Here is a 15,351-nt window from a genome sequence, read left to right as displayed (position 1 = left end):
TAGATTAATAAGGAAATTCTTCCAGGATGGTTGACGAATTCGATTTAGCACACTTATGGCACCCTTATACTTCGATGTTAAACCCACTGCCGACATATAAAGTAAAAAAGGCTACAGGGGTGATGATTGAACTTGAAGATGGCCGTCAACTCATTGATGGTATGTCATCTTGGTGGTGTGCCATTCACGGATATAACCATCCTCAACTTAATCAAGCTGTGTCGGATCAATTGCAGCACATGTCACACATTATGTTTGGTGGGCTTACTCATGATCCTGCGATTGAATTAGGGAAGGCATTATTAAAAATTACACCACCTCAATTAGATAAAATATTCTATGCGGACTCAGGTTCTGTCGCTGTTGAAGTCGCACTAAAGATGGCAGTTCAATATTGGACCGCACAAAATAAGAAAGATAAAACCAGTTTTATCACGACGCGTTCTGGTTACCATGGTGATACATGGAATGCAATGTCAGTATGTGATCCAGTTACTGGGATGCATCAGGTCTTTGGTTCTAGTTTACCTTCTCGTTATTTTGTTCCTGCACCGCAGACTCGATTTGATGAAGATTGGAATCCAGCAGATATTCTTGTATTGGCAGAAACTTTAAAAAACCATCATGCCACTATCGCTGCCATGATTATTGAGCCGATTGTGCAAGGTGCTGGAGGCATGCGTTTCTATCATCCTGAATATTTACGCGAAGCCAAGAGGCTATGCGATCAATATCAGGTGTTAATGATATTTGATGAAATTGCCACGGGGTTTGGGCGAACAGGTAAATTATTTGCTTGGGAACACGCTCAAGTTGAACCAGACATCATGTGTATTGGTAAGGCGCTGACCGGTGGGTATATGACTTTATCTGCAACACTGACCACACGACATGTCGCTGAAGTGATCAGCTCTGGTGAAGCTGGCGTATTTATGCATGGACCTACATTTATGGCGAACCCCTTGGCTTGTGCTGTCGCCTTAAAGAGTACTGAGCTTTTATTGTCACAAGATTGGCAGTCCAATATTCAAAGAATAGAGCAAATTCTAAAACATTATTTACATAGATTAGATGATCAAGCGCATATTCAAGATGTTCGTGTGCTCGGTGCTATCGGTGTTGTTGAGCTTAAACAAAATGTTGATATGAAAACGCTGCAACAGCGTTTCGTAGAACGAGGCGTGTGGATTCGTCCTTTTGGAAAATTAGTTTATGTCATGCCACCTTTTGTGATTTCAGATGTCGAACTTACTGAGTTACTAACGCAGTTGGTGAGTGTTGTGATGGAACTTGCAGAGGAAATGAGATGAATCTGTTGGACTACTACGCAGAGCAGTTAGACTCATTAAAACAAACTGGAAATTTTCGGCAGTTTAAATCCATCGTTCAGCATGGAAAATGGGTTGAGCTTCAGCAACAAAGAATGTTGAATCTATCGAGTAATGATTATTTAGGGATTGCGTCAGATCTACAAATAAGAGAAGCATTTTTTGATCACTGTTCAGCAGATTCAAAAAGAATGAGCTCTTCATCTTCAAGGTTACTCACAGGAAATTATCCTGAATATGAGCAATTTGAATATGACATGAGTCAATCATTCAATCAAAGGGCAGTTCTGTTATTCAACAGTGGCTATCACATGAATATTGGTATTCTGCCTGCGATTGCTGATAGTCAAACTTTAATTCTCTCGGATAAATTGATTCACGCCAGCATGATTGATGGGATTCGCTTAAGTAAAGCGAAGCTGATACGTTATCGACATAATGATCTGCTTCATTTAAAGCAATTGATCGAGCAATATCATGATGATCCCTTGTATCAAAGAATCATTGTGGTAACTGAATCAATTTTTAGTATGGATGGTGATGAAACTGATTTAACTGCGTTGGTGAGTCTGAAATATCAGTTCAGTAAAATCATGTTATATGTTGATGAAGCACATGCTATTGGTGTTCGGGGAGAGCAAGGGCTCGGTTGTGCTGAACAATATGCTGTCATAGATGATATCGATTTCTTGGTAGGAACATTTGGGAAAGCACTCGCATCTGTTGGTGGATACATTGTGTGTCATCCAATCTTAAAAGATTATTTAATCAACAAAATGCGCTCTTTGATTTTTAGTACCGCACAACCACCCATCAACATGGCTTGGACGCATTTTATTTGGAATAAAATGAAAAAAATGCAGGAGCAACGTGCTCATTTAAGTGATTTGAGTCTGCAACTGCGTCAATATATTCTTGAGCAAGGTTACGAATGTCCTTCAAGCTCGCAGATTATTCCTTTAATTTTAGGTGATTCTCAGCGTGCACTTGAGCGCGCACAACAATTACAACAATCTGGTTTTTATATTTTGCCGGTTCGGCCACCAACGGTTCCACAAGGAAGTTCACGCCTGAGAATTTGTATGAATTCTCAGCTGAATCAAGATGAATTGGAGCGTTTGAAAGAACAATTATGAATGACTCTATGTTGAACAAATTTATTCAAAAAGAAATGATTGCTACTCGATTTGCAAAATCGCATTGGACTTATGCAGATCAGGCACGTATTCAACAAAATGTAGCGAAACATTTAAGCGAGCTGATGCGTCTTTATGTTTCATCTTCTGAGCTTGCTAAAGTATTTGAAATTGGATGTGGAACTGGAAATCTAACTCAAGAGATGCTTCATCATTTTAAAATGGATCAAGTCATTTTGAATGATTTATATGCTGATGTTGAGCATACCATCAGTCATCATCAGCCTGTCGAGTGGCGTATTGGTGATGTCGAAAAAATTGAGTTACCCAAAGACCTTGATTTATGTGCCTCAAGCTCTGCATTACAGTGGATGTCTGAGTTTGAAAGATTGATACAGAAAATTTATTCGGCTTTAAAGCCCAATGGTTATTTTTGCTTTTCAACTTATGGGCCTCAGAACTTAAAAGAAATTAAATCCTTAACTGGACAAGGATTAAAATATTTTGATCAAAGCCAAATTAAAAGCTTACTAGAGCAGAACGGATTTGAAGTGATGCACTGTGAACAACAATTGGCTCAATTACACTTCGCGCACCCAAAATTGGTCCTAAAACATTTACAGGCCACAGGTGTGACGGCAACCTCACAGGGATTTCGTTGGACGAAGGAAAGTTTGAATCAGTTTTATCTAGGTTACCGACAATTTATTGCGACTGATGAGCAAGAGAATCTTGTATATCCTTTAACGTATCACCCTATATTTTTTATCGCACGGAGTAAGTCATGAGTGCTCAAATCTACTTTGTGAGCGGTATTGATACTGGAATTGGAAAAACATACGTCACTGGTTATTTGGCAAAAATTTGGCGTGAACAAGGGCGGAATGTCATTACTCAGAAATTAATTCAAACGGGTAATGTGGATGTTTCTGAAGATATTGAAAAACATCGTGAAATTATGGGATGTGGTTGGTTAGAGGAAGATACTCAAAAACTCACTATGCCTGAAATTTTCAGTTATCCTGCATCGCCTCACTTAGCGACACGTATAGATGGGCGAAGTATTGATTTCGCTAAAATTGAACAAGCGACTCAACAGTTGTCCTCTTCATATGAAGTTGTTTTACTTGAAGGGGCGGGTGGCTTGATGGTCCCTCTAACAACACAATATTTAACCATTGATTATTTGGTGGATAAAAAATATCCCATAATTTTGGTGAGTTCGGGGCGTTTGGGAAGCATCAACCATACTTTGTTGAGCTTAGAGGCACTGAAGCATCGTGGGCTTGAGTTATATGCTCTAGCATATAATTTGAATGCTGAATCTGACGATGAGCTTATTTCACGTGATACATCTACCTACTTAAAAAAGTATTTATCACAACATTTTCCATCTGCTAAATGGTTTGATATTCCTGTTATTGAATAAATGAAAAAAACCGCTCTATTGAGCGGTTTTTTTAGGGATTTCAAAATTAGAACTTCTTAAAGCCTTTGTTAATACCAAAAGGTTTGCGTTGACCGAATTTATTTTCGTTGCGTGGTTTGTAATCAACAGAATTGCCGTTTACTTCACCTTTGTTTTCAGGACGTTTATTGCGGAAATCCTGATTTTCAGTGCGAGGGGCACGATTGTTGAATCGATTCTCAAATCCTTCTTGACGTGGTGCACGTGCATTGAAACGGTTTTCTGAGCCTTCTTGACGCGGTGCGCGATTGTTAAATCGATTATCACTGCGGCTTTGATCAGCACCACCTTGACGGAAGTCACGGCGTGGTTCTTGATGCTCGCCTTCGTCACGGCGTTGTTGGCGTAAATAACCACCACGACGTGCTGCAAGTGGTTTCTCTTGCATACGTTCATTGCGGCGTTTCGCCATACCGTAAAGACCAGTACCTTGACGTGGTTTGAGCTCAACAGACTTAGTTAAGTTATCAATGTCATTTTTATCAAGTTCAATCCAACGACCTGTACGTAATTCACGTGGCAGAATGACTGTACCATAACGTGTACGTAATAGACGGCTGACTTTCAAGCCTTGTGATTCAAAGATGCGGCGTACTTCACGGTTACGTCCTTCTTTTACAACCACTTGATACCAACGGTTAATCCCTTCACCACCAATTTCAGAGAATGACTCAAATTTTGCTGGACCATCATCGAGCATGACACCATCTGTCATGTTCTTTTTCAGTTGAGGGGTCACTTCACCCATCACACGTACAGCGTATTCGCGTTCAATTTCACTAGATGGATGCATTAAGCGGTTTGCAAGCTCGCCATCGTTTGTGAAAAGTAATAATCCTGTTGAGTTGATATCTAAACGACCAACCATGACCCAACGATCACCCGGAATTGATGGTAATTGATCAAATACAGTTGGGCGATTTTCAGGGTCGTTACGTGAACAGATTTCACCTTCAGGTTTGTAGTAAATCAATACACGACGACGGATTTCATCTTCAATTTGGAACTGTACTTTACGACCATCGATACGAAGCTCATCGGTTGGTTCGATACGTTCACCTACTTGAGCAACTTGACCGTTGACACTAACACGACCGGCAGCAATGACTTCTTCCATATAGCGGCGAGAACCCAAACCTACACGTGCCAATACCTTTTGCAATTTTTCACTCATAACAGCATAACCTTAGAAATAATCATCAACAGTTCACCTATTTACGACTTGGGTGCGTGAGCATCCAATGCCATAAAAGCTTCCTTGGCATCCTGTAGGGGAGGCAGTTGATTTAAATCACTTAAACCAAAAGCATTTAAAAATTGTGGCGTTGTAACCAACAACGCGGGTCTTCCTGGAAGTTCCCGGAAACCAGACTCTTTAATCCAGTTCCAATCGAATAACGTTCTGAGTTGCTGACTGTTATTCGTGACTCCTCGAATTTGCTCAATATCGGCTCGGGTAACGGGCTGATGATAAGCAATCACTGCTAGAGTTTCTAACAATGATGGTGATAATTTAGTTGGACGTTCTGGCCAAGTTTGTGCAATCACTTGTCGATACTTAGCACGAACTTGAAAGCGAAAACCTTGAGCTGTTTCAGTCAGCTCAATTGAACGACCGTGTTGTAACACTGCAAGCTGTTGCAAATATGCGCGCAGTTGTTGTTTGGAAAATTGGTTTTGAAATGCCTCTTTCAAGCGTGCAATAGAAACAGGCGCTTCACTGGCAAAAATAATAGCTTCGAGCTGCATGAGCACTTCGTGGTGTAACTCATCAACTTGAAAGGAGTTTGATTGATCAATGGTCATATCATTACCCCTTGAATTGCCAGCGGGGCTTCAATACCTGATGCAATAATTTGAACTTTTTGCTGACGTGTTAGCTCTAATATTGCCATAAACGTCACCACTAACCCCATACGACCTTGACTTGGTTTTAAAAGTTGATCAAATTTCAAAACCTCACCTGATTTTGTCATCTGTTCAATATAGGCAATACGTTCTTCAAGCAAAACAGGTTCTTGAGTAATCTGGTGTGTAACAGGCTCTGGGCGATTAAAAATACAAAACATAGCATCGCGCAGAAGAGAGGCTTCATAACCCTCATTTACTGTATTAATTTGTCCAAGGCTAACGTTGGGTAGAAAAGTATCACGGTCCAAAATAGGCATTTGACCGAGACGCTCAGCAGCTTGCTTGATCCTTAAATATGTCTCTAAGCGATCTATTAATTCTTGTTTTGGATCTTTTTCAATTTGGATTGATTTAGGTTTAGGCAGCAGTAAGCGTGATTTTAAATCTGCTAATAATGCCGCCATCACCATATAATCTGCGGTTAACTCAATATTGAGTGACTTCATACTGTCAATATATGACAAATATTGCGTTGCAATCGGAGCTATATCGAGCTGAAGTAGATCGAAACCATTTTTTTGGATGAGGTAAATTAAAAAGTCGAGTGGTCCTTCGAAATGTTCTAATAGAATTTCGAATGCTGCAGGCGGTATATATAAATCTTCAGGAATCGTATCTTGCCACTCATCTAAAACACGGATGTGTGGAAGTGCGTCCATGGGATTATGGATAGCTTGAGTCATTACAATTATTAGCCACGCGAATTTTCAAAAGCATGTTGGGCGATTCAGGAGATCACATATCGAAATCAGTAAAAGGACAGTGATTCGAATAGCATAAAAACAATATGGGTATTCTAAATTAAATCGAGTGCTGAATATATCTTTATCCGCAGTTTTACGATAAAAAAATTGAAATAAATAGGTGGTATTTTTTAAGGTTATATGGATGTATTTAGTGTTTTAATTGATAAATGTAAACTGGTATTCATTGTTAGCGTGTGTTCGACGAGAAGTAAAAGAGTATGAATAATTTTCAAAAAGTAGAACAAAATGTATATAAACAAAGTGTAGGTATAAAAGTTCACTCAAATACTCACCCTATAAACTCATTCAAAGCGTTGAGTGGAACGTATGTAAATTTATATCCTTTAAATTTAATTGAAAATATTGAAGAGCTTGCGAGAAATCTATTCCCAATTAAGATTACAGACGAGTTTATTTCAAGCTTTACCTATTTGCCTTACGAAGCGCCAACTTCGATTGAAGACTTGTCATATAAACTCTCATCGCAATTTGGTACACAAGGGAATATTTATTATGTTATTCGCATAGCGAACAAACCAGTGGGGTGGATCGCATTGATGAATATCGGGTTGGATGATGGAGTGGTTGAAATTGGGAATGTATACTTCTCAGCAGATTTAAAACGGTCTAGAGCTGCTACAGAAGTATTATTTTTACTGTTGAATGAGTGTTTTACTTTAGGATTTAGGCGTATAGAGTGGAAGTGTCATGAGTTGAACTTAGCTTCCAAAAAAGCCGCACTACGATTCGGTTTTCAATATGAAGGAATGTTTAGACAACATAAAGTGGTCAAGGGAAGAAACCGAAACACGCTTTGGTTTTCAATGTTGGATGAAGAGTGGCTGACTTTAAAAGAAAGTTATTTAGCTTGGCTTGAACCAAGCAACTTTACGCAAGAGGGTCAACAAATAAAGACCCTCCAAGCAATCTATAACGAAAAATCAGCGTAAATCAAATAAAGAGAGATGAATGGTGAGGCATTTTACTCAAAAGCACTCACATCACCCACGCCACGGCGGATAATTTCAGGTTGACTTCCTGAGAGATCAACAATACTTGTCGTAGTTAATGTACCAAGTCCACTATCAATAAAAACATCAATTCTTTTACTTAATTGTTGTTCTATTTCATATGGATCATCCAAAGGCTCAGTTTGACCTGGAAGAATCAGGGTGCTGGTGAGTAAAGGTTCACCCAACTCTTTAAGAAGCATTTGACAGACTGGGTTGCTCGGTACACGTAAACCAATGGTTTTCTTTTTGGGGTGCATCAAGCGACGAGGGACTTCACTTGTCGCTTGCAAAATAAAGGTGGTAATCGCAGGTGTGTTATTTTTAAGCAAACGATAAGTTGCATTATCCACTTTTGCATACGTTGCAATATCTGAGAGATCCGCACATAAGATCGCATATTGATGCTTAGCACCAAGATCACGGATTTGAGCAATTCGTTCCATCGCTTGCTTATTACCAATTTGGCATCCGATGGCATAGGCTGCATCTGTTGGATAAACCACGACATCGCCTGCACGTATTCTTTCTACTGCTTGAGTAATAAGTCGAGATTGTGGATTGTCAGGATGTACTCTTAAATGAAGCATTTTATTTTCTCCTGATTATTTTTTCGTATTATTGCGTGCATGGACATTCACTTCAATGTCATGAGTATATATTTACTAGACTTAATCTAGCGATGCACGAGAAAATTCATGCAAATGTAATGTTTTGCCACTTCTGAGACACTTACAGATGCACTGAATAAAGTGTTGAGCATCTCTTGGAAGCTGAGCTTCACCTGAAAAATAGCGTTGTACTTGAGCATAAACATTGTCTTTAAAAGACTGCCCATCACCACCTTCACCCGTTAAATTGTCCAGAGAAACGCGGAATTTTCGACTAAAGGCTGTGGAAAACATCCATTCAATTGCTTGAGGTTTAATTTCGACTTGTTCAAATAGGGCTTGTTGTTCAGCAGTTCGACCATCTGGTGCGTACCAATAGCCAAGATCAGGAAGAGTGCGACGATGATCTCCTGCGATTGTCCAATGGCTTATTTCATGTAAAGCACTATTGAAAAATCCATGTGCGAATTGGATGCGAGCAGGTTGTTGGTCTGAGGCAGGGAAGTATTCAGGTTCAAAGTCGCCTTTGACTAATGTGACATTTAAGTGGGAAAACCAATGATTAAAGTGTAAGATAAGCCAGTCTACCTGTTGAGCTTCTGTTTGCAGATTTACCCAAGGTGCGAGTTGCACGCGGTCTAAGTGATCGGTCAAATTTGAGGTCGAAGGATAGTGTAACTGTAATGAAGTTGTGACTTCAGGTTGCGGCTGCAACTGATGCATGACTTGATTAACCCAAATGATCTGTCTGAATAAGTGCAAAATTGTATCTTAATCTTTGACAGAGTACTTATGAATTTGTAGAATTGCCGCCTTAATTATGTCAGCAAATACCTTTCCGGCACAGATTGAGCCGTTTAAATGGGCTGAACAGGGCTTCACATGGTCAGGTACACTGCCATTGTCGCGCTTTGTTCGTATATCCCGTGAAGCTGTTGGGTCAATTGATAATCAATTGATCAATATAGACTGTAAGCTATCAATGGATGCGTATCATCGTATCGTTTGGCTTGATGGTAGTGTTGAAACGAAGGTTCCAATGGAATGCCAACGTTGTTTGGATACTGTTGAATTACCTCTCGAATTGGACTTTCATCTGGCTTTAGTCGATGATGAGTCACTGATAGAGCGCTTGGATGAGGATGCTGATTTCATCGTCTTAGGTGAGAGTGAAGCAACGACAAAAGGTTCATTTGATGCACCTGCAACCGCTGATTTACTTTCTCTCATAGAAGATGAATTGTTATTGTTGATTCCTTTGTCACCAAGACATGCGTCTTGTGAGCATAAGCATCAACCTGCCCAAGAAGAAGTTGTTGAAGAAAAACGAGATAATCCGTTTGGTGTTTTGGCAGCTTTGAAGGGTAAACTTAACTAATTTTTGTGTTATACTCTTAGGTATAAGACAATCGAATTTGTTCTGATCCATTTTTTCGATCTTTGTAAGGAGCCATCATGGCCGTTCAGCAAAACCGTAAAAGTCGCTCTCGCCGTGACATGCGCCGTTCACATGACGCTTTAACCGAGAATGCATTAACAGTAGACCAAACGACTGGTGAAACTCACCGTCGTCACCACGTAACTAAAGATGGTGTCTACCGTGGTCGTCAATTATTCGCTAAAGCAGCTGATGCTGAATAATTGGTGATGTATTAAGCGTCAAGCTTAGTAGAAAAAATGGGAGCGTAAGCTCCCTTTTTTTATTTCTATTTTTTGTTGTATTTGGCAATTACCAAAGCTTTTTTTTAATGATAAATTTCGCTCCATCAAATCAGTTAAGACTTGAGTTTGATGTTCAAGATGATCGAAATGAATCAAAATAGAATAGTCAAAGCTCTGAATAAAGGATTTTTATATGTCTGCTAAACGCCTCGAGCAAGCCGTTCTTGCGACCAAAACTGCATTTGTTTTTCCTGGACAGGGTTCTCAAAAAGCAGGAATGTTAGCGGAGCTTGCAGAACAGTTTAGTAGTGTGCAAGAAACGTTTGCTGAAGCTTCTGAAGCACTCGGCTTTGATTTATGGCACATTGCGCAAAGTGGTGAAGGGTTAAACCAAACTGAATTTACACAACCAGTGCTACTCACAGCAAGCATTGCTTTATGGCGTGTATGGTTAGAGCTTGGTGGTGTCGTTCCTAAATATTTAGCGGGACATTCACTAGGTGAATACAGTGCATTGGTTGCTGCAGAATCTTTAAGCTTAAAAGATGCAGTTAAATTGGTGAACTTACGCGGTAAGTTGATGCAAGATGCTGTCCCTCAGGGTCAAGGTGCTATGGCTGCGATTCTTGGTCTTGATGATGCTAAGGTTGTAGAACTGTGTGCTCAAGTCACCGCTCAAGGTGAGGGTTCAGTGGAAGCTGCAAACTATAATGCACAGGGTCAAGTTGTGGTGGCAGGTGATACTGCACAGGTTGAAGCGTTAATAGCTTTGGTAAAAGAGCAAGGTGCAAAAGCAATTGCGTTACCAGTATCAGTACCATCACATTGTTCATTAATGAAGCCAGCGGCAGCAGAGTTTGCCAAAGCTTTAGCAGATGTTGATATTCAATTACCTCGCATTCCAGTGATTCAAAATGTCAATGCACAAGTGGCTGACAGTGTTGATGAATTGCGTACAGCGTTGACATCACAACTTTATGAGTCTGTCCAATGGACTAAAACACTTCAAGTATTGGCTGATCAAGATGTGAGCTATGTTGTTGAATGTGGTCCTGGGAATGTATTAACAAATTTAGCAAAACGTTTAGAACATGTTGAAAAAGCATTGCCTTTAGATACTAAATCTCGTTTAGAAGATGCTTTAAATACTGTATTAGTTGCAGAAGGGAAAATTGCATGACGCAGGAACGTAAAGTCGCGTTAGTGACAGGTGCAAGCCGTGGTATTGGTGCTGCGATTGCACAACAGCTGATCGAAGATGGTTTTTTTGTCGTAGGTACGGCTACATCTGAGTCTGGTGCTGAAAAATTATCTACACAATTTGCTGAACATGGTGTAGGAAAAGTACTTGATGTTCGTGATGGAGCTGCAATTGATGCACTCATTACAGATATTGAACAAAGTTTTGGCCCTGTACTTGTTCTTGTGAATAATGCAGGTATCACTAAAGATAATCTACTGCTTCGTATGTCTGAAGATGATTGGGATGATATCCAAAATATTCACCTTAAAGCAGTATTCCGTCTCTCTAAACGTGTATTGAAAGGTATGACGAAAGCGAGATTTGGACGAATTATCAATATTAGTTCTGTCGTTGCGCATTTTGCAAATCCAGGTCAAGCAAATTATTCAGCTGCGAAGGCTGGGATTGAAGCTTTTAGCCGCAGTTTGGCTAAAGAAATGGGCAGTCGTCAAATTACTGTCAATAGTATCGCGCCTGGCTTTATTGCAACTGAGATGACTGAACAGTTAAGTGATGAAATTCAGAAAAAAATGAGTGATCAAGTGGCATTGAACCGTTTTGGTCAGCCTCAAGATATCGCAAATGCAGTAAGTTTCCTTGCTTCTGATAAAGCAAGTTACATTACTGGTACGGTATTACACGTGAATGGTGGTTTATACATGGCGTAATGCGATGTATAAACTTTCAAATATATCAAGATTCAATTAAACTATAGGCATTATACGCCGCCACAAGCAATGAGGAGAATTCCTGTGAGCGATATCGAACAACGTATCAAACAAGCAGTAGCTGAACAACTTGGCTTAAAAGCTGAAGAGATTAAAAACGAAGCATCTTTCATGGATGACTTAGGTGCTGACTCTCTAGATCTAGTTGAGCTTGTAATGTCTTTCGAAAATGATTTCGACATTACTATTCCTGATGAAGATTCTAACGAAATTACAACTGTTCAATCTGCTATCGATTATGTAACTAAGAAATTAGCTTAATCATCAGATTCAGTTCTTTTCGAACTTAAAAGCTACCTTTATGGTGGCTTTTTTTTATTAAGGAATAAATTGCAATATTACATTAAGTTACCTTAAGTTTAAGAAAGATAACGGCGTTAGGTATAGTTCTTCTGTATAAAAATTAAGGGATCTAAATTATTTGATCACCAAACTGAAATAACAATAGGAGAATAACAATGGGTCTTTTTGATTTTGTGAAAGGTATTGGGAAAAAGAATACCGCACCAGCTGAGCAACAAGCTACACCAGCAACGCCAGCAGAGCCATCTGCTCAAGAAATTGCGAATAAATTATTGGGGCATATTAAATCACTTGGCTTACCAGTAACAGGACTGTCTGTGACTTATAATGCAAGCAGTGATTTAGCGACTGTAAAAGGACAAGTGCAAACTCAAGCAGATCGTGAAAAGATCATCTTGGCTGTGGGAAATATTGATCATGTTGCTCAAGTCGATGACCAACTTACTGTTTCATCTCCAGAGCCTGAAAGTAAATTCTATACAGTAAAATCAGGGGATAATCTTTCAAAAATTTCTAAAGAGTTTTATGGTGATGCAAATCAGTACAACAAAATTTTTGAAGCAAACCGACCATTACTTAAAAATGCAGATGATATTTTCCCGGGACAGGTTCTAAGAATTCCAAACTAAAATATCAATGAATCTAAAAGACCGAGATTTAAATCTCGGTTTTTTATTTTAAAGTAACTTAATAACTTAAAACTGATTCTTAAATTATCAATATAAAACAATATTTTAACGGCTAGAAAATTTCTATAAATATATTTTAACTTCCACATTGCAATGGTGTTTTTGGCCATTTTTTAAGTTATTTCGAAGTAATAAGAATAAAAAAATTGAAATAAATTCATTAATCCTAACTTTATGTTTTATATAGGAAAAATAAATTAGTAAAAATAAGTGTTTGAAAATAAATAAAATTTAATTTGTTTCAAGAAATAAAATATTGTTTCATTGGGTTTTATTATGTAACTTTAATTAAGTAATAGTGTAATTTTGTTTCTGGTGTTTTTTTGCAATATTTAAAAATTTTATGTCTAACTTATATAAAATAATAAATAATGAGATTTTTTTCACTATTAGTTTATAAATTGTGACTTTGTTTAAAATTAAATTTTATCAATAAAAACATTGCTTTAAGAATCTCGAATGGGGTGTAAAAAATTTTTTTTAACTATGAATTTTTGTTGATTTTCAACTGACTTTTTATGACGTTTACATTGATTCTCAATCTGATAAAAAAATAGAGGGTTAAAGAATATCTTAATAATACTGGGTGACGTCATGAAAAATTTAGAAATATTATCAAAAAACGATGGGGCGGTTTTAGAAAAGACTACTGCTAATAAAATCGTATTAAACCAGAACTCAATTGTGAAAATTGATGCATCAATCGAAGAGGTCTTAAATTTTCAGAAAGAAGGAAATTCTTTAGTTATTAATTTTAAAAATGGCGAACAATTAGTTGTAGAAAGTTATTTTGATGATCCCTTAAATAGTCATAATATTTTATTTAATGACAATGGTCAGCTTTATTGGGTTGAGTTCACAGATGCTGCCAATGAAATAGCTTCGACTATTAAATATTATCCAATTGATGATATTTCAGCACTTATCGCTGGAAACTCAAGTACAGCTTTGACAGGGTTAACTCCATGGTTAATTGCAGGGGGATTAGCTGCTGGAGTAGTTGCTATTGCAGATAATATGAGTGATTCAGATAAAAAATCTAATTCTGTATCGCCGGAACCAGAACCACCAAATAACGATGAATTAGAAGAAGCAAAACAGCTCGTTAATGATGCAGAGAAAGCTTATCAAGATCTTAAAGATTTGATTGAAGATAAATTAAATGATGGGTTAATTACTCCTGAGGAAAAAGCTGAATTAGAGGAAGCATTACAAGATGCAAAGGATGCTAAAGATGCTGCTCAAGATAAAGTCGATAACTTGGTAGATGGCGAGGAAAAATCTGATTTACAAGATCGACTAGATGATTTGGTTGATGAAGAGTTGCCACCAATTAATGATCAAAATGGTGATGGTGTACCAGATGATCTCGAGCAAGCTTTACTAGATGCTGAAGAAGCTGTAGCCAATGCTGAACAAGCGTACGAAGCATTAAAAGATTTAATTTTAGAGAAGAATGAAAACGGCCTGATTACACCTGCTGAAAGAGCGGAATTAGATCAAGCTAAAGAGGCTTTCGAGAGTGCCAAAGCCTTAGCAGAAACTAAAACAAATTTATTACCAGAATCAGTTCAATCTCAAAAAGATGCTTTGCAGGAACGTCTTGAAGATTTAGTGGATATCATCCTACCTGAAATTAATGATGAAAATGATGATGGTATCGTAGATGATATCGCTGAAGCACTCATTGAAGCAGAGTTGGCTGTTGCGGAAGCTGAAGCAAAGTATGCAGCTGCTGAAAATGCTTTAACTGTTGCAAATCGTGATGGATTAATTAATCCAACAGAGCTTAATGCTTTACAGAATGCTTTAGAGCAGGCACAAATTGCTAAGTCAACTGCTCAAAGTAAAGTAAATGCTCTACCTGAATCTGTTCAGGAACAGAAAGATGCCTTTCAAAATCGATTAGATGATCTGACTGACATAAGTTTGCCTGAAGTAAATGACGCAGATGGTGATGGCATTGTAGACGGCTTACCAGAAGCGATTCAGGAAGCGCAGTCAGCCGTAGAAGCAGCTGAAGCTAAATATGCTGAAGCTCTTAATAATTTAGCTTTGGCTCAAAAAGATGGCTTAATTAACCCGCTTGAACTCAGTATTCTTGAACAGAAAGTACAGGCTGCACTTGATGCAAAAGAAGTTGCCCAAGATAAGGTAAATGTATTGCCAAATGGAGCGATTAAAGATGGTTTACAGGATCGTCTAGATGCTCTTGTAAATATTGACTTACCTGAAGTCAATGATGCAGATGGTGATGGCGTACCAGACGGCGAAGATATTACACTTGAAGAAGCAACAGAGGCAGTAGAGGCGGCTGAAGCAGCATATGCTGAGGCAGAGCAAGCACTAGCAGATGCAGAATCAGATGGTTTAATCACGCCAACAGAACTTGCTGAGCTGACTCAAGCACGTGATGATGCACTTGCTGCTAAAGAAGATGCACAAGCGAAAGTTGATGCACTTCCAGAAGGAGCAGACAAAGACGCATTGGATGCACGCTTAGATGATCTAGTCGA

At 38.6% G+C, this 15,351-nt stretch carries 17 protein-coding genes; 12 read left to right on the top strand and 5 right to left on the bottom strand.

Annotation, left to right across the window (positions count from 1 at the left end; translation table 11 throughout):
- The first annotated feature begins 26 nt into the window (after positions 1 to 26).
- Genes bioA through bioD form a run of 4 tightly spaced genes read left to right on the top strand, consistent with a single transcriptional unit; the run spans position 27 to position 3,893 of the window.
- Complete coding sequence (gene bioA / locus AC1M84_RS10625) at positions 27 to 1,310, top strand: adenosylmethionine--8-amino-7-oxononanoate transaminase (protein WP_035269226.1); 1,284 nt, start codon at positions 27 to 29, stop codon at positions 1,308 to 1,310.
- Positions 1,307 to 2,464, top strand: a complete 1,158-nt coding sequence (locus AC1M84_RS10620) for an 8-amino-7-oxononanoate synthase (RefSeq protein ID WP_035269224.1) — start codon at positions 1,307 to 1,309, stop codon at positions 2,462 to 2,464. The genes bioA and AC1M84_RS10620 overlap by 4 nt, the downstream gene beginning before the upstream one ends.
- A gap of 8 nt (positions 2,465 to 2,472) precedes the next feature.
- Positions 2,473 to 3,252 carry a malonyl-ACP O-methyltransferase BioC gene (gene bioC, locus AC1M84_RS10615; protein WP_035269234.1) on the top strand — a complete coding sequence of 260 codons (780 nt, stop codon included), beginning with the start codon at positions 2,473 to 2,475 and terminating at the stop codon, positions 3,250 to 3,252.
- Positions 3,249 to 3,893: a dethiobiotin synthase gene (gene bioD / locus AC1M84_RS10610; protein ID WP_035269221.1), complete on the top strand. Its 645-nt coding sequence runs from the start codon at positions 3,249 to 3,251 to the stop codon at positions 3,891 to 3,893. Before bioC ends, bioD begins: the two co-directional genes overlap by 4 nt.
- 46 nt (positions 3,894 to 3,939) lie before the next feature.
- On the opposite strand, the gene rluB is transcribed toward bioD, so the two are convergent.
- The 3 genes from rluB to AC1M84_RS10595 are packed head-to-tail and all read right to left on the bottom strand — an operon-like array spanning position 3,940 to position 6,526.
- Positions 3,940 to 5,106 (bottom strand): 23S rRNA pseudouridine(2605) synthase RluB, encoded by a 1,167-nt coding sequence (rluB, locus tag AC1M84_RS10605; RefSeq protein WP_081403293.1) that lies wholly within the window; start codon positions 5,104 to 5,106, stop codon positions 3,940 to 3,942.
- Between the two features lie 41 nt (positions 5,107 to 5,147).
- The gene (gene scpB / locus AC1M84_RS10600) at positions 5,148 to 5,738 is read right to left on the bottom strand and encodes an SMC-Scp complex subunit ScpB (protein ID WP_035269219.1); all 591 of its coding nucleotides are present in this window, start codon (positions 5,736 to 5,738) and stop codon (positions 5,148 to 5,150) included.
- Entirely contained in the window at positions 5,735 to 6,526 is a 792-nt protein-coding gene (locus AC1M84_RS10595) for a segregation and condensation protein A (RefSeq protein WP_035269217.1), read from the bottom strand. Before AC1M84_RS10595 ends, scpB begins: the two co-directional genes overlap by 4 nt.
- A 281-nt stretch (positions 6,527 to 6,807) precedes the next feature.
- On the opposite strand from AC1M84_RS10595, the gene AC1M84_RS10590 reads away from it, so the two are divergent.
- The gene (locus tag AC1M84_RS10590) at positions 6,808 to 7,539 is read left to right on the top strand and encodes a GNAT family N-acetyltransferase (RefSeq protein WP_035269215.1); all 732 of its coding nucleotides are present in this window, start codon (positions 6,808 to 6,810) and stop codon (positions 7,537 to 7,539) included.
- 32 nt (positions 7,540 to 7,571) lie between these two features.
- On the opposite strand, the gene AC1M84_RS10585 is transcribed toward AC1M84_RS10590, so the two are convergent.
- Both AC1M84_RS10585 and AC1M84_RS10580 read right to left on the bottom strand, forming a co-directional pair.
- On the bottom strand, positions 7,572 to 8,189 hold the full coding sequence (locus AC1M84_RS10585) for an L-threonylcarbamoyladenylate synthase (RefSeq protein ID WP_035269212.1): 618 nt from the start codon (positions 8,187 to 8,189) through the stop codon (positions 7,572 to 7,574).
- Positions 8,190 to 8,270: 81 nt separating this feature from the next.
- Positions 8,271 to 8,933: an elongation factor P hydroxylase gene (locus tag AC1M84_RS10580; RefSeq protein ID WP_035269210.1), complete on the bottom strand. Its 663-nt coding sequence runs from the start codon at positions 8,931 to 8,933 to the stop codon at positions 8,271 to 8,273.
- 97 nt (positions 8,934 to 9,030) lie between these two features.
- Here AC1M84_RS10580 and AC1M84_RS10575 point away from each other — a divergent pair, with 97 nt between their 5' ends.
- The 7 genes from AC1M84_RS10575 to AC1M84_RS10545 all read left to right on the top strand — a co-directional run.
- Positions 9,031 to 9,588, top strand: a complete 558-nt coding sequence (locus AC1M84_RS10575) for a YceD family protein (RefSeq protein ID WP_035269208.1) — start codon at positions 9,031 to 9,033, stop codon at positions 9,586 to 9,588.
- Positions 9,589 to 9,665: 77 nt separating this feature from the next.
- Positions 9,666 to 9,851: a 50S ribosomal protein L32 gene (gene rpmF, locus AC1M84_RS10570; protein ID WP_035269206.1), complete on the top strand. Its 186-nt coding sequence runs from the start codon at positions 9,666 to 9,668 to the stop codon at positions 9,849 to 9,851.
- 214 nt (positions 9,852 to 10,065) lie between these two features.
- Positions 10,066 to 11,052 (top strand): ACP S-malonyltransferase, encoded by a 987-nt coding sequence (gene fabD / locus AC1M84_RS10565; RefSeq protein WP_035269203.1) that lies wholly within the window; start codon positions 10,066 to 10,068, stop codon positions 11,050 to 11,052.
- Complete coding sequence (fabG, locus tag AC1M84_RS10560) at positions 11,049 to 11,783, top strand: 3-oxoacyl-ACP reductase FabG (RefSeq protein WP_035269201.1); 735 nt, start codon at positions 11,049 to 11,051, stop codon at positions 11,781 to 11,783. Before fabD ends, fabG begins: the two co-directional genes overlap by 4 nt.
- 84 nt (positions 11,784 to 11,867) lie before the next feature.
- Positions 11,868 to 12,104 (top strand): acyl carrier protein, encoded by a 237-nt coding sequence (gene acpP / locus AC1M84_RS10555; protein WP_035269198.1) that lies wholly within the window; start codon positions 11,868 to 11,870, stop codon positions 12,102 to 12,104.
- A gap of 197 nt (positions 12,105 to 12,301) precedes the next feature.
- The gene (gene lysM, locus AC1M84_RS10550; RefSeq protein WP_035269196.1) at positions 12,302 to 12,775 is read left to right on the top strand and encodes a peptidoglycan-binding protein LysM; all 474 of its coding nucleotides are present in this window, start codon (positions 12,302 to 12,304) and stop codon (positions 12,773 to 12,775) included.
- Positions 12,776 to 13,429: 654 nt separating this feature from the next.
- Positions 13,430 to 15,351, top strand: a 1,922-nt coding sequence (locus AC1M84_RS10545; RefSeq protein ID WP_481594967.1) for a GA-like domain-containing protein, incomplete at its 3' end; no start/stop codon positions are given.

This window comes from Acinetobacter sp. 24-47-66, from assembly GCF_056779755.1.
The sequence above is the reverse complement of the archived record's forward strand: the minus strand, read 5'-3'. Positions and strand labels throughout refer to the sequence as shown.

Bases quoted from the DNA above. Each gene is read 5' to 3' on its own strand.
- bioA (WP_035269226.1), top strand. From the start codon at position 27: ATGGTTGACGAATTCGATTTAGCACACTTATGGCACCCTTATACTTCG.
- AC1M84_RS10620 (WP_035269224.1), top strand. From the start codon at position 1,307: ATGAATCTGTTGGACTACTACGCAGAGCAGTTAGACTCATTAAAACAA.
- bioC (WP_035269234.1), top strand. From the start codon at position 2,473: ATGTTGAACAAATTTATTCAAAAAGAAATGATTGCTACTCGATTTGCA.
- bioD (WP_035269221.1), top strand. From the start codon at position 3,249: ATGAGTGCTCAAATCTACTTTGTGAGCGGTATTGATACTGGAATTGGA.
- rluB (WP_081403293.1), bottom strand. From the start codon at position 5,106: ATGAGTGAAAAATTGCAAAAGGTATTGGCACGTGTAGGTTTGGGTTCT.
- scpB (WP_035269219.1), bottom strand. From the start codon at position 5,738: ATGACCATTGATCAATCAAACTCCTTTCAAGTTGATGAGTTACACCAC.
- AC1M84_RS10595 (WP_035269217.1), bottom strand. From the start codon at position 6,526: ATGACTCAAGCTATCCATAATCCCATGGACGCACTTCCACACATCCGT.
- AC1M84_RS10590 (WP_035269215.1), top strand. From the start codon at position 6,808: ATGAATAATTTTCAAAAAGTAGAACAAAATGTATATAAACAAAGTGTA.
- AC1M84_RS10585 (WP_035269212.1), bottom strand. From the start codon at position 8,189: ATGCTTCATTTAAGAGTACATCCTGACAATCCACAATCTCGACTTATT.
- AC1M84_RS10580 (WP_035269210.1), bottom strand. From the start codon at position 8,933: ATGCATCAGTTGCAGCCGCAACCTGAAGTCACAACTTCATTACAGTTA.
- AC1M84_RS10575 (WP_035269208.1), top strand. From the start codon at position 9,031: ATGTCAGCAAATACCTTTCCGGCACAGATTGAGCCGTTTAAATGGGCT.
- rpmF (WP_035269206.1), top strand. From the start codon at position 9,666: ATGGCCGTTCAGCAAAACCGTAAAAGTCGCTCTCGCCGTGACATGCGC.
- fabD (WP_035269203.1), top strand. From the start codon at position 10,066: ATGTCTGCTAAACGCCTCGAGCAAGCCGTTCTTGCGACCAAAACTGCA.
- fabG (WP_035269201.1), top strand. From the start codon at position 11,049: ATGACGCAGGAACGTAAAGTCGCGTTAGTGACAGGTGCAAGCCGTGGT.
- lysM (WP_035269196.1), top strand. From the start codon at position 12,302: ATGGGTCTTTTTGATTTTGTGAAAGGTATTGGGAAAAAGAATACCGCA.